We start from the raw sequence: 12541 nt of genomic DNA on the forward strand, positions 1-12541 counted from the left end.
TTCAGTCTTTTATTTGTTCGAGGTTTGTTTGTTCTTCTTTTCCATCTGCACAAGATGACTTCTGTACCAGTCGGTAATCTTTTGAGACGTGACCTCTACAAGTGTAGGCTTGTCAAAAAGATTGCTTACAGAGACCTTACCTTCCCTGGTATCTGGAAACTGGAGAAGCGGAATGCCACCCGGCCTGAGCAATGGCAAGCCGTTAGCCTTGGCGACGCGCTCAGCCTCAGTGCCATAGACCTCTATCATCTTTGTGTCAGTGAAGTGCAGTAACAGTACGGAATCGTCCGGAATGCAACGGCTGCTGAAATGGAAGTAGGCAAGCTTGGCCTCCGTCAAACCGTCGGCAGGATCCTCCGGGTCGAGCTGGTAAGTGCCTTCACCGACAGCCTCGACATGGAAGACGACAGGTATCTCCTTGCTGAGGGCATCCAAATGAAGAAGCTGGCCGATGCGCGCGTTGATCTTGTCTTCTGAAACAACTTCTTTGCGGTATCCGGCTTCTGTCATGCCGCCTGTCTCCTGCCTGGCAGTGAGAATATAGCCGTTGTTGACGTGCTCCAAGGTAAAGAAGAGCGGAAAGATATTATGCTGTGAGTTCATCGTTGGCATCGTCTGAAGAAGTTACTGAGTTTTGTGACTGGCTGATACGCTCTGTAATTGTCTGGAGGTTGATGTCATTGCACTCGCATACGGCATCATAGTCAAATGCAAGCACACGCTCCTGGTCAAAGACCAGAACATTCTCTCCCTTGTCGTTGGTGATTCTCTTCGGCGTGCCAAGCTCATCAAGCACACGGAACTTCAACGGCGAGTAGGTCTTGCCAAAATACTCCGGTGTAGCCATAAGGTACGACATGAGCGACTCGTCCGGTATCATCACCTTGCCCTCTTTTCTGGCCTGGATATTGGCCTTGGCAACACAGATGCTGCTGCGAATGAACAGAATAAGACGTGGCTTGTCAAACGTAATGACCTTGCGGGGCTCGCCCTTTACGGTGACGGTCAGCTTGTCCACGGCCTTGATCTTGTAGTCCTGACCCTCACGGATGTCTCCCAACTGCCGCGACTTGGAGAACATAGCCCAGAATATGGCTATCTCGTCAGTGCTGTGGCAGAGTGAGTGCTGGTATTTGAGACGGTCGATGCAGATGTCATGTACCATCTTTCTGTTGAACGGAAGGGAGTCGGTGCAGTTGCTAAGACAGTAATAGGTCGCAAGCATCATCGCCCAGTTGTTGATGAAGCGCTCTCCAATAATGTTGTAGTCTACCTCACTCTTAATCTCCTTCAACGCACGCTTCCAGGCGTTGCACCATCCTGCATTGAAATTTTCACGATAGCGGATGTATTCGACGGTGATGTTCGTGGGGTGCATCTTGCGGAGTTTCATAAAGCTGTGGTACATGTCGGTCTCCTCCTTGGTATGCTCGCTCTTGTGCGACTCAAGGAAGAGAACGCGGGAAAACAGCGCGATGTCGGCTGTCGGGATCTCCTGACCGGAGAGGACTACTCCGCAATCAACATTCGTGGACTCCCGCCGTTCTCCATCAGCGGAACGCTTGATGCGCCCGGCACTGTCATAGATACCTTTGAGGAAATCGATGTGCTTCTTGCTCAGGGAGTTCTTGTACTCGTCGAAATGGACGAGCATGTTGCTTACCTCCGCACACTTGTCGCCCATCGCATAATAGGTGGTGCTCTCAAGGTTGCTGACCTCTGGATTACGCTGGAAAAGATTGATTAAAGAGAGGGCAAGCTCGGTCTTGCCGGTGCCTTTCTTTCCGTAGAGATTGAGGATGGGGAAAGAACGCGTGCTGTCCGTGATGATGTCACGGTTAATAGTAGCGAGATAGTAGCAATAACAGACTACGGCATTGTCACCGTACAGCTCATGCAGAAGCGTGAAGTATTGCCGGGGCGTGACCTCCTGCTTGGGGGCGTGAATGTAGCGGCGCTCATTCACATAGGCCATCTTGTTCTTCTTGTGGATTTTGGACATGGCAGGAAGATAGAAGTTCTCCTTGTCGAGGCGTATCATGCCGTACTCATCGACAGGATGCCATTTGCCATTATAGACGATGCCGTTGCAGAAAGCATAGAAGCCGCTCTCGCCAATGTTGTTCCATCCCATCTGAGGGACTCTCTGGGCTTCCTCCGTCTTGCCGTAGATATAGGCTTTCAGCATCTCGTATTTCTCCTGACGCTCGAAGAAACGGAAGTCGCCCTTGCCTTCTATCTTCTCCTTGAAACGATCGAGTTTTGTGACATCCTGCTGCTGCAGCTCGATGGTACGGCGCATATGGCTCTCATTCAGCAACTCAAAGATGCGGCTGGGCTTGACATCATCCGTGATGAGAAAGAGCGGCTTGATGACGAAGTTGGTCCATTCACGCTCGCGCCCCTGGGGGTCAAGATCGTAATAATGATTGCCACGCCGGTAGAAGTTGTATCCCCGAAGTTCCTCTGACTTTCTGTTGGCCTGACGGCGTTTCTCCTCCTGCCTCCGGCGGGCAGCGTCAGTGAGTGCGCCCTTCCATACGGAACCCTTGCGGTATTTGCCCTTCAAGTCAGAGAGCAGTGAAGCCTGGAGAACGTCTGACTGGACGTTGACAAGCATATCACAGACGTCGCTGATGACCTTCAGCTGTTCGTCATTAGTGCCATCGGAAGCGTACTGCTTCTCGGCGTACCAGAGGATGAAGTCCTTTTCTGTGAGCTCATTCCATTTGCCCAACGAAGTGATGTAGGAGTCCGCATCCTGTTTGACATCCCCACGGGGGATCTCTCTGACAGAGACCTGGAAACCCATCTCCGTGGCAAGTCGTCCGTTCTCGAAGACAAATTTCTCACCGGCGCCGAACTGCTCACCCGGCTTTGGGATGTCGCTGTCGGGGATAAAGCAAAGACTGCAGGCGAAAGATGAGAAATTGGACAGTTGTTCCTTCGTCCAGTGGCCGCTGAGCGTTGCGACGACGTTGGCTATGCCCAACGACTGGAGACGCATGACATCAGGAGCACCTTCTACAAGATATACTTTGCCTGACTGACGGGCAGCCTTCATGGCCACGTCTATGCCGAAAACGGATGTGCTCTTCTTGTAAATAAGGCTCTCCCTGCCGTTGATGTATTTGATGGTGGCATGAGGGTTGATGGCTCGTGCCGTGAACGTCAGAATGCGGCCGTAGCGGTCGCGTTGGGGAATCATCAGACGGTCACGATAGAAATCGTAGTAGCTGCCCGGATGATGCTCGTCCTCGCCCAGGAGACCCATTCTTGCAAGAATGGAGAGGTCGAGGTTCTTCTCTTTGGCGAATTGGAGAAACTTATTGCCAAATTGCGGACTGTATCCTAAGCCGAATGTACGGCAGAACTCCTTGTTCCATCGGCCTTTTGTATCATCGTCAGGTGGTCCTTCCGCATACATACGGCAGCGTATCGCATCCTCATTCTCACTTGCATACTGATTCTCGTAGAAGCGATGGGCCATACCGTTGTAGATGAACATGGTCTCGGCGAGACGGTCGTTCTCTTCCTGTTCTGGGGTCCGTGGTACCATGAGGTCGCTGGCATTGACGTCAGGACAGTAAACATCCAACAGATATTTAACCGCTCCGACGAAATCGAGGCCCTGGCTCTCCTTTACGAACTCAATGACATCGCCTGCCTTGCCGCAACCAAAGCATTTGAACCGGTTCAGGGTGGTATTCAACATGAGGGATGGGGTGCGCTCGTTATGAAATACGCAGCAGCATTTTTTTCGATGAGGACCCGCAGACTTCAAGGTGACTCCGGGATGCATGTCAAGCACGAGTTTACAAATGTCAACACGTGTTTTGACCATATCAATGTATTTGTCCTTGATAAAGCTCATAACATACTATTTTTTAAGTTTGTTATTTTATTAGTTCTTAAGATTATGTTTATTAGTTGCTTAGTAGTCCCGTGGCTTCACGGGGATGGTAGGTCGCCCCGAGATATTATGCTGCCATCTTAAAATCTTAAGATGGCACAGAGTGAAAAAGTCTCTTGGTATAAGACTTTGATGTGGTGCCGAAGATGCATTCTTTCTTTTCGCTAGCGAATTGTAGTAGGTGGCAATTTTTGCTGTTGTCATCTTGCTATAATTTATAGTGAAAAATCATAAATTCTATTGGTTATCTCGATTATTTTTTTTATTTTTGTGCGCAAATTTAAAACAAAATCTATTATGTACAAAAATAAGATTATATCTTATTGAGCATTTTAGGTTTTATTAACATCATATCGCCCATTTATTACAATTTAAAAGTAAACGACTATGCTAAATTTGGAAATGATAGACAACCTGTATGCTTCATTATCAAAAGAACAGCAACAGGCTTTAATCGCCCAGCTCTTTAAGAAGAGCAAGCAGACGATGAGCTACTTCCACCGCACGAAGGACATCAGTCTGTCAAAGCTTGAAACACTGGCTGATTTTTTCGGCATGCCCTTGGATTATTTTCGAAAGGACAGCAAATTCAAGACGAACAACGTTACCGGAAACAACAACTTTGTCGGCAACGTGTCTATCAGTACCAATCTGATGATAGAGAATCAGGCACTCCGCAAAGATTTGGATAACAAGGAGTCTGTCATCAAGGCAAAAGACGAAACGATTGATGCCCTGAAACGTATGAATAATATGTTGCAGGCACAGATAGACAACAATATCAAGCGAGAGGAATAAGAATAATTGCTTGAATAGGAAAAGAAGGCAAAGAACGGGAACGCATATCCTATTCTTTGCCTTCTTCACGTTTTTCTGGTATAGTAAAAATTCGATTCTTCTGTCAGTGATTCCGACAAGACTCGAACTTGCAACCTTCTGCTCCGGAGGCAGACGCTCTATCCATTGAGCTACGGAATCATCAGCAAAGCAACTACCCTTTATTTTTCTTCTCGTCTTCCTCGAAGTAGCTGCCCATTGGCATCGGTGTACTGAAAGCCATGCACTCGTTGTAGCGGGCGCGGGCGCGACACTCACGGGCGAACATTCTTTTCGTTCCAGCCTCGTCTTCCTTGAACTCCAAGTGATTGTCGATAGCCATCGCACCAGCCATGCCCTCCACGTCGAGGTTGTCGGTGCCGATGAGCGTGAACATCCAGTTCTGCTTCTTCAGCTTCCCGATAAGCGTCTTGATCATCGTGAGGTTATACTCCTCTGAGCAGTTCTCCTCGCCGTCGGTGATGATGGTGACCAGCACATGGTCGTCGGCAGTGGTCTGGGCGTTGAGCTTGCTGATACCCATGCCGATAGCGTCGTAGAGCGGTGTGGCACCACCGGGGCGGTAGTCCTTGTTTGTGAGTTTGTGCGTGGCCCTTGCGGGCACATCGTCGAAGACGTAACGCTTGTGCGAGCTGTCGAAGGTGATGAGCGTCACGCGCTGCTCCATGTCCTTATGGAGTCCTTGCATCTTCTTCACCGTCTCCAACGTCTCGTTGAGCCCCATGAGGGCTTGCTTCTCGATGACACACATGCTGCCGCTCTCGTCGACAATAATCAGATTGAATACTCGTTTCATAGCTTTTCTCCTTATTATTTTTGTTATTAAACTTAATTTTCCGAGCTCGTTTATCTTTTAAAAGAATAAAGGCATGGAAAAATTAAGTGCCGAGCAATTTTTTTATTAATTTTGTAGCAAGATGGCGAAAGAGCAAAATAAGAAAACCACCGTCGGACTGTCCGACGAAGAGATTATCGAAGGATTGCGGAACCGTGACCCGCAGATCACCCGTGACTATTTCTACGGCGTCTGCCGCATCGCTTACCACATATATAATAAGCGCTATGAACTGGATTGGAAAGTGGGACTCGACTTCTACAGCATTGCCCATGAGTATTACCTCTCCCTTGACAAACACGATTTCCGCCAATTGGAGGACCGCAAGCCCGGCATGACGCTGAAGACATGGATGATCAATGGCTTCCGCTTCGTGCTGCTCGACCGCCTGAAGGACTACAACAAGGAGCACCGCTCGCAGAGCTTCGAGGAGCGGATGGAGAAGGCCAGTCTTCGCTTCGACGTCCCCGACAACAACTTCTCTGAGGACTTCCGCAACACAGTCTATGAGATTTGCTCTGACGTGTTAGGCCGCGACCACCGATCGTCCATCATCCTTCAGATGATGCTCATTGAGGGTTTCAAGGGCAAGGAGGTGGCCGCACAGTTGGGCATCACCCCTTCTGCCGTGACACAGAAATACCACCGGCTGATGGAGGATGTCGTCATCCCTTATTTCAAACGTTATTATGTGGCACCGACCTGTGAAGTCAACTCAGAAATTATGTACGATAAAGAGTTCGACACAAAGATGCCTGTCTCTGCAAGTCCGCTGCCGTTTTCAATCCAAATACCACCAACTATGGAGAAAGATTATTCCAACCGCATCACACCCGAATACATCACCTCACTCAAGCCCAACGAGATTTTCGTTTTCGGCAGCAACCTCGCCGGTATGCACGGAGGCGGTGCCGCACGGACGGCGCGTCTCTATTTCGGCGCTGTCCTTGGCAACGGCGACGGCCCGCAGGGTCAGAGCTATGCCATTCCCACCATGCAGGGCGGGGTAGAGACGATCCAACCCTATGTGGATAAATTTGTCAGCTATGCCAAGGCACATCCCGAACAGACGTTCCTCGTCACGCCCATCGGCTGTGGCATCGCCGGATTTACGCCCGACGACATCGCTCCGCTGTTTGAGAAGGCTGTTGATGTGGAGAATATCCATCTGCCGCAGAGCCTTTGGGAAGAATTAGTTTAACCGACTGAACCATTGACCGACAAGAACAGGACCTACGTGGCCATCGACCTGAAGAGCTTCTACAGTTCGGTGGAGTGTGTCGCCAGGGGACTCGACCCGCTGACGACCAACCTTGTCGTGGCTGACGTGAGCCGCACGGAGAAGACCATCTGCCTGGCCGTGTCGCCCTCGATGAAGGCCTACGGACTGGGCGGACGCGCCCGGCTCTTCGAGGTGGTGGAGAAGATGAGGGAGGTGAACTATGAGCGGCGCAAGGCCATCGGCTTCAAGCCGTTCACGGGAAAGTCGTTTCTCGCCAAGGAACTGCTGGAGCACCCCGACTGGGAGGCTGACTACATCGCCGCCACGCCGCGGATGGCGGAGTACATCAGGGTGAGCAGTGAGATCTACGGCATCTACCTCAAATATATTGCGCCGGAGGACATCCACGTCTACTCCATCGACGAGATCTTTGCCGACGTGACCGACTATCTACAATCCTACAAGATGACGGCGCATGAGCTGGCGATGACGATGATCCGCGATGTGCTGCGCACGACGGGCATCACCGCCACGGCGGGTATCGGCACGAACCTCTATCTCTGCAAGGTGGCGATGGACGTGGTGGCGAAGCATATCCCGGCAGACAAGGACGGAGTGCGCATTGCCGAGCTCGACGAGATGAGCTACCGCAGAAAGTTGTGGGACCATCAGCCGATGACCGACTTCTGGCGCTTCGGACGCGGCATCGTGGCAAGGCTCAACAGCATCGGCATCGAGACGATGGGACAGTTGGCGAGGATGTCGGTCAACAACGAGGAGCTGCTCTACCGGATGTTCGGTGTCAACGCAGAGCTCATCATCGACCACGCCTGGGGCTGGGAACCGGTGACGATGGACTATATCAAGGCGTACAGGCCGGAGACCAACTCCCTGGGCAGCGGTCAGGTGCTGCAAAGTGCGTATACGGCGGAGAAAGGCCGAGTGGTGGCGCGTGAGATGGCGGACGCGCTGTCGCTCGACCTGGTTGACAAGCATCTCGTGGGCGACCAGATCGTGCTCACGGTGGGCTACGACCGCGAGAGTCTCACCAATCCTGCTATCCGAGCGCAATATCACGGGGAAGTTACTACCGACTGGTATGGCCGCAGTGTACCGAAGCACGCCCATGGCACGCAGGCGTTGGGCCACCCCACGTCTTCCTCGCAGCAGATCATCCATGCCGTCACCGAGCTCTACGACCGCATCGTCAACCCGGTCTTGCTCGTCCGGCGGCTGAACATCACCGTCAACCACGTCATCAGTGAGGACGAGGCACAGCGGCAACTGCAAAGCTCGCCCGTACAGCTCGACCTCTTCACCGACTATGAGGCGGAGGCACGGGAACAGAAGGAGGAGCGGAACGCGGCTGCCAAGGAACGGCGGTTGCAGGAGGCGGCACTGAAGATCAAGAAGGAGTTTGGCAAGAACGCCCTGCTGCGCGGACTGAACTACGCTGAGGGCGCGACACAGAAAGAACGGAACAATCAGATAGGAGGACACAAGGCATGACAGACAACTACGACGACATCATCAATCTTCCGCACCACGTCTCACAGCGGCACCCCCGGATGAGCATGTACAACCGCGCCGCCCAGTTCTCCCCCTTCGCTGCCCTCACCGGCTACGAGAAAGCCATTGAGGAAGCACAGAAGAAGCAGGAAGCGGAGGTGAGGAGGAGGAATACGCCGGTGGAAGACGAGTCTTTGTCAGACATTAAAAAAATATATTGATATGCCCATCACATTACTCCCTTCTCTTCTGTTGGCAATCGTCCTTGTGGGTTTCACGCCAGGACCCGCCAATCTCTTCTCGCTCCATTGTTCAATGAAGAATGGAACGAAGAAGGCGATGACAATGTGGTTCGGACTACTCACTGGCTTTACTGTTGCCGCAACATTAGGTGCAGTGGTTACCCACCTCGTCGGAGCGATGATGGACAAGTACGTTGTATGGCTCAAATATGTTGGTTGCGCCTACATACTTTATTTGGCATGGCAAATCTACCGCAGCAAAGGCGAAGCACAAACAAGTGACCATACTTGTACATTTCTTTCAGGAATGGTCGTACAACTTACCAACGCAAAGATCGTCATCTTTGACCTCATGGCATACACAACATTCGTACTGCCCTATTCAAACAATTTATCCGACCTGCTGATTATGACGGCATTGCTTGAGATAGCCGGTCCAGGTGCCAATCTCGTCTATCTCTTAGCCGGTGCCGGACTGCATGATTTCTACAACCGATACCCCAAGCAGACAAACACTGTCATGGCAATTCTTTTGTCTGCCTGCGCAATATACATACTGCTGAATTGACGAAAAAGTATCATTATGAGGATTAAGAACATCGACCATTTTGTCGTAACGACACGAGACTTAAAGGCCTGTCTCGATTTCTATGTCGGGGCATTGGGCATGGAGCACCGCGAGAGTAACGGCCATCATAGCCTCTACTTCCCCAGTGGGAAGATCTCCATCCACACGAAGAAAGGTGAGTTCCAGCCTGCTGCCCTCCATCCGACCTACGGCTCACAAGACTTCTGCCTGATAGTAGAGGATGACCTGCAAACCGTCAAACGAGAATTAGAGGCCAAAGGTATCACACCTCTGACGGATATTGTTGAGCGTCATGGTGCCCACGGAGTCATGCGCAGCCTGTATGTCAGAGATCCCGATGGTAATCTCGTGGAACTAAGCAGCTATAGCTAAAAGTACATGTCCGAATTGCAGTCTTACTAATCTAAGACTGAGGCTTACTTCTGTGCAGGCTCCCATTTGCAGCGGACGGGAGAGACGATAGCTCCCTCTGCTTTAAGCTCCTTCATAGCCTTATCCACTTCCTTGCGGTCAAGGCCAGAGAGTTCTACAATCTTACCTGCGTTGAGCGGCGTCCCAGCCTGCTTCATAGTCTCCAATACTGTGTCTTTTGTTGCCATAATAATGTCTCCTATATTTTATGTTGTTGATAAATGAATCTGAGTTGGACTAATCTTCGTCCGTATCATTCTCGGCTTCCTCGATAGCCTTCCAATCAAGCAGATTGTAATCGAGCACGTCATTAATCAAAGATTCCGGCCAGATTACTGTATAGTCATCCAGTGAGATGTTGTCCATTAACATCATCTCCTCTTCTAAATATACAGTGTTAAGTCTTGAACATATAATATCCAAAAGGATTTCTGCATTGTCAAGGTATAAGTCTTCATTAAACTCATACAATTCATCAAAAGACGCATCACTTCCATATTCCTTAAAGAACTGTCTCAACAAGTACATTTCCTCGATAGTAAACCGAAGTGGCTCATTGGTTCCTTGCGGAAGCTTATGGGCTACCTTACCAGTTTCATAATTCTTCCTCGGCTCGAACTCGAAGTAATAGTCCTTTTCGAAAGTGTCTCCTAAGTTCATTGTTATATGATGTTTTGGTTTGTCCACAAAGGTACGAATAAAGTTTGATAATAGATAGTCTGTGCCATTTTTTTGTATGCGAACTTTTCAGGTACTCATAGAGCCATCAATCAGTTAGTTGTGGATACTTTTCGAGGAGTTTATCCATCAGCACATTGAGATTATCGCCTAAATCGTGCGAGTAATCTATAGGCACAAACACCTCGTGTGCTGGCATCTTCACGGCTAACATGTTCAATGCTTCGTGATAGATAACAGGTTATGTTGTGCACAACATAACCTGTTTTATGTTGTGTAGCCATTTATTTCTTGCTTGAAAGTATTCTTGTCCATTGTCTTTTTCAAATATTGCGAGTACAAAGATACAACTGTTTGGTGGAATCTCGATATGAATTATTGCTTTTCTTTATTACAAAGAAATGAATGCCATGTAAAAAATGACTTGTTTCTAAAAGAGAAATATTGTCAGCAAAGTGTAAATATTTTAAGCTTTTCTGACAATGATGGCACGATTTGTCACCATTTGTTTATAGGTACGGATATTGCATAAATGTCAGTGAAGTTCGGAAGTCGGACGAGGGTAACGAAAGGAACCTAAGGACGATGGAAGAGCTGAGGACAAATAAAGAATTAATTGATAATTAGGAGGTTTTGACTATGTTGTATCCAGTTTTAAGAGACATGAACAATTGGCTTGACAATGATTTCGACGATATGTTGAACACAAGTTGGATGCCGCGCATGAACGTCACAGCACCTGCTATCAATGTCAAGGAAAATGATAAAGAGTACGAAGTAGAGCTTGCTGCTCCAGGCACCACGAAGGATGACTTCAAGGTGAACGTCGACAAGGATGGCAATCTGACCATCAAGATGGAGCACAAGGACGAAAAGAAGGACGAGAACAAGAAGGAGCATTATCTGCGCCGTGAATTCTCATACAGCAATTACGAGCAGGCTCTGACGCTGCCTGAGGATGTTGAGAAGGACAAGATTGAGGCAAAGGTTAATAACGGTGTGCTTCATATCACACTTCCTCGCACTCAGAAGGCTGAGAAGGAGACAAAACGCATTGAGGTCGCATAACCCCGGCATTGCTGCTCAGTGGTATTTAAGGGACTGTTCTCTTCTTGGGGATCAGTCCCCTTTTTATTGTGATTGTATAGCAACCCATTTGGAGTGACATAAGCAAAATCCTATTTATGTTTGGCCGGTATCGTCAGCATATAGTCTGATGGTACCGGCTTTTTTCGTCCCTATCGCTATATTCTCGCTAAAACTTCGTACTTTTGTAACACCATTATGAAGCTGCGGGCAGTCATAGAACGGATTACGTATCAGAATGGCGAGAACGGCTATTCAATACTGAAGGCACGGGTGAAGGGGTACGATGACCTCGTCACCCTTGTCGGCAACATGCTCGACGTCACCGTAGGCACCGTGCTCGTTGCTGACGGCCAGTGGAAAGTCAACCGCCAGTACGGCAGTCAGTTTGTTGTGGAGAGCTACGAAGAAGCCATGCCCGCCACGCTCTTCGGTCTGGAAAAGTACCTCGGCAGCGGACTTGTCAAGGGTATCGGACCAAAGTTCTCAAAACTCATCGTCGCCAAGTTCGGCATGGACACCTTCGACATCCTTGTGCAGTACGACCGCAGCCATCCCATCGGCCTGATGAAAATTGCCGGCATGAAGGTGGATCTCGAGGATTTGTTGAACTGCGAGGTTGACCTCGTGGAGGAAGGCACGCTCCGTCCGTGGGCTGTGGAAAGCGTTAACCGTGACAAAAAATTGATTTATGAGAGAGCATAGCAGAGACCGTGGGCGGCTGGAGGACATTCTGTAATACGCCCAAAACGTGGAGCAGATAGTCAGAGGCATCACCTATGAGCAGTTCGTTGCCGACATCCGCATCTACTACTCCGTGATGAAGAACGTTGAAGTCATCGGTGAGGTTGCCAACATGTTGACCCGCCATTTCCGCGAGATTCATGCGGAACTGCCGTGGCGCCTCATCGTTAGTATGCGCAATGTGTTAGTTCACGGCTACGCACAGGTCTCCGATGTTGACCTCTGGCAGACGGCCACCAGCGACATCCTGCCTCTCCGTGAGCAAGTGCAGTGTTACCTTGCCGACATCGACTGGGAAAAGTGGGCGCAGGGCGAAGACCCTTACACCGAAATTGATAACGCCGCCTACAAGCAGGCTGTCGAGTCCGCTCGCCGCATGAAAGCCAAAGGTTTTGCCGTCACGGACATTGCAGAGATTACCGGCCTCACCACCGAGGAAATCGAGGGACTGTAAGATATAACGAAAACGAACAGC

The 12541-nt window shown here is 49.8% G+C and carries 13 protein-coding genes, 1 tRNA gene and 1 pseudogene; 9 read left to right on the forward strand and 6 right to left on the reverse strand.

Translation table 11 applies throughout. The annotated features are described in order from the left end of the window. Positions 1-9: 9 nt before the first annotated feature. Entirely contained in the window at positions 10-603 is a 594-nt protein-coding gene (locus G604_RS0108070) for a hypothetical protein (RefSeq protein ID WP_028910119.1), read from the reverse strand. Continuing rightward, a complete protein-coding gene (locus G604_RS0108075) occupies positions 587-3874 on the reverse strand; it encodes a CHC2 zinc finger domain-containing protein (protein WP_036904996.1) in 3288 nt (1095 codons plus the stop codon). The genes G604_RS0108070 and G604_RS0108075 overlap by 17 nt, the downstream gene beginning before the upstream one ends. Positions 3875-4300: 426 nt before the next feature. On the opposite strand from G604_RS0108075, the gene G604_RS0108085 reads away from it, so the two are divergent. Continuing rightward, the gene (locus G604_RS0108085; protein ID WP_155941891.1) at positions 4301-4711 is read left to right on the forward strand and encodes a hypothetical protein; all 411 of its coding nucleotides are present in this window, start codon (positions 4301-4303) and stop codon (positions 4709-4711) included. Between the two features lie 107 nt (positions 4712-4818). Here G604_RS0108085 and G604_RS0108090 read toward each other — a convergent pair. Together G604_RS0108090 and G604_RS0108095 are read right to left on the reverse strand one after the other, a co-directional pair. Further along, positions 4819-4891: transfer RNA gene (locus G604_RS0108090), tRNA-Arg, on the reverse strand. A 13-nt stretch (positions 4892-4904) separates the two neighbouring features. After that, the gene (locus G604_RS0108095) at positions 4905-5546 is read right to left on the reverse strand and encodes a vWA domain-containing protein (RefSeq protein ID WP_028910123.1); all 642 of its coding nucleotides are present in this window, start codon (positions 5544-5546) and stop codon (positions 4905-4907) included. A gap of 841 nt (positions 5547-6387) precedes the next feature. On the opposite strand from G604_RS0108095, the gene G604_RS0108100 reads away from it, so the two are divergent. The 5 genes from G604_RS0108100 to G604_RS0108120 are packed head-to-tail and all read left to right on the forward strand — an operon-like array spanning position 6388 to position 9519. Continuing rightward, complete coding sequence (locus G604_RS0108100) at positions 6388-6786, forward strand: hypothetical protein (RefSeq protein WP_036905047.1); 399 nt, start codon at positions 6388-6390, stop codon at positions 6784-6786. 12 nt (positions 6787-6798) lie between these two features. Next, positions 6799-8316 (forward strand): DNA methylase, encoded by a 1518-nt coding sequence (locus G604_RS0108105; protein WP_028910125.1) that lies wholly within the window; start codon positions 6799-6801, stop codon positions 8314-8316. Continuing rightward, positions 8313-8537: a hypothetical protein gene (locus G604_RS13945; RefSeq protein WP_036904998.1), complete on the forward strand. Its 225-nt coding sequence runs from the start codon at positions 8313-8315 to the stop codon at positions 8535-8537. Before G604_RS0108105 ends, G604_RS13945 begins: the two co-directional genes overlap by 4 nt. A 1-nt stretch (position 8538) precedes the next feature. Then, positions 8539-9126: a LysE family translocator gene (locus tag G604_RS0108115; protein ID WP_028910126.1), complete on the forward strand. Its 588-nt coding sequence runs from the start codon at positions 8539-8541 to the stop codon at positions 9124-9126. Positions 9127-9141: 15 nt separating this feature from the next. Then, a complete protein-coding gene (locus G604_RS0108120) occupies positions 9142-9519 on the forward strand; it encodes a VOC family protein (RefSeq protein WP_028910127.1) in 378 nt (125 codons plus the stop codon). Positions 9520-9563: 44 nt separating this feature from the next. Here the strand turns inward: G604_RS0108120 and G604_RS0108125 are convergent, their stop codons facing one another. Both G604_RS0108125 and G604_RS0108130 read right to left on the reverse strand, forming a co-directional pair. After that, on the reverse strand, positions 9564-9746 hold the full coding sequence (locus G604_RS0108125) for a hypothetical protein (protein ID WP_028910128.1): 183 nt from the start codon (positions 9744-9746) through the stop codon (positions 9564-9566). Positions 9747-9795: 49 nt separating this feature from the next. Further along, the gene (locus G604_RS0108130; protein WP_028910129.1) at positions 9796-10218 is read right to left on the reverse strand and encodes a hypothetical protein; all 423 of its coding nucleotides are present in this window, start codon (positions 10216-10218) and stop codon (positions 9796-9798) included. A gap of 657 nt (positions 10219-10875) precedes the next feature. Between G604_RS0108130 and G604_RS0108140 the strand changes: the two genes are divergently transcribed. From G604_RS0108140 to G604_RS0108150, 3 genes and pseudogenes are all read left to right on the forward strand, one after another. Next, the gene (locus G604_RS0108140; protein WP_081657713.1) at positions 10876-11304 is read left to right on the forward strand and encodes an Hsp20/alpha crystallin family protein; all 429 of its coding nucleotides are present in this window, start codon (positions 10876-10878) and stop codon (positions 11302-11304) included. Positions 11305-11517: 213 nt separating this feature from the next. Next, positions 11518-11856: pseudogene (locus G604_RS0108145) on the forward strand (ATP-dependent RecD-like DNA helicase); the annotation flags it as partial. Positions 11857-12073: 217 nt separating this feature from the next. Beyond that, positions 12074-12520 carry a DUF86 domain-containing protein gene (locus tag G604_RS0108150; protein ID WP_028910132.1) on the forward strand — a complete coding sequence of 149 codons (447 nt, stop codon included), beginning with the start codon at positions 12074-12076 and terminating at the stop codon, positions 12518-12520. Positions 12521-12541 lie beyond the last annotated feature (21 nt).

The sequence above is a fragment of the Prevotella sp. AGR2160 genome, from assembly GCF_000424185.1.
Lineage (GTDB): Bacteria > Bacteroidota > Bacteroidia > Bacteroidales > Bacteroidaceae > Prevotella.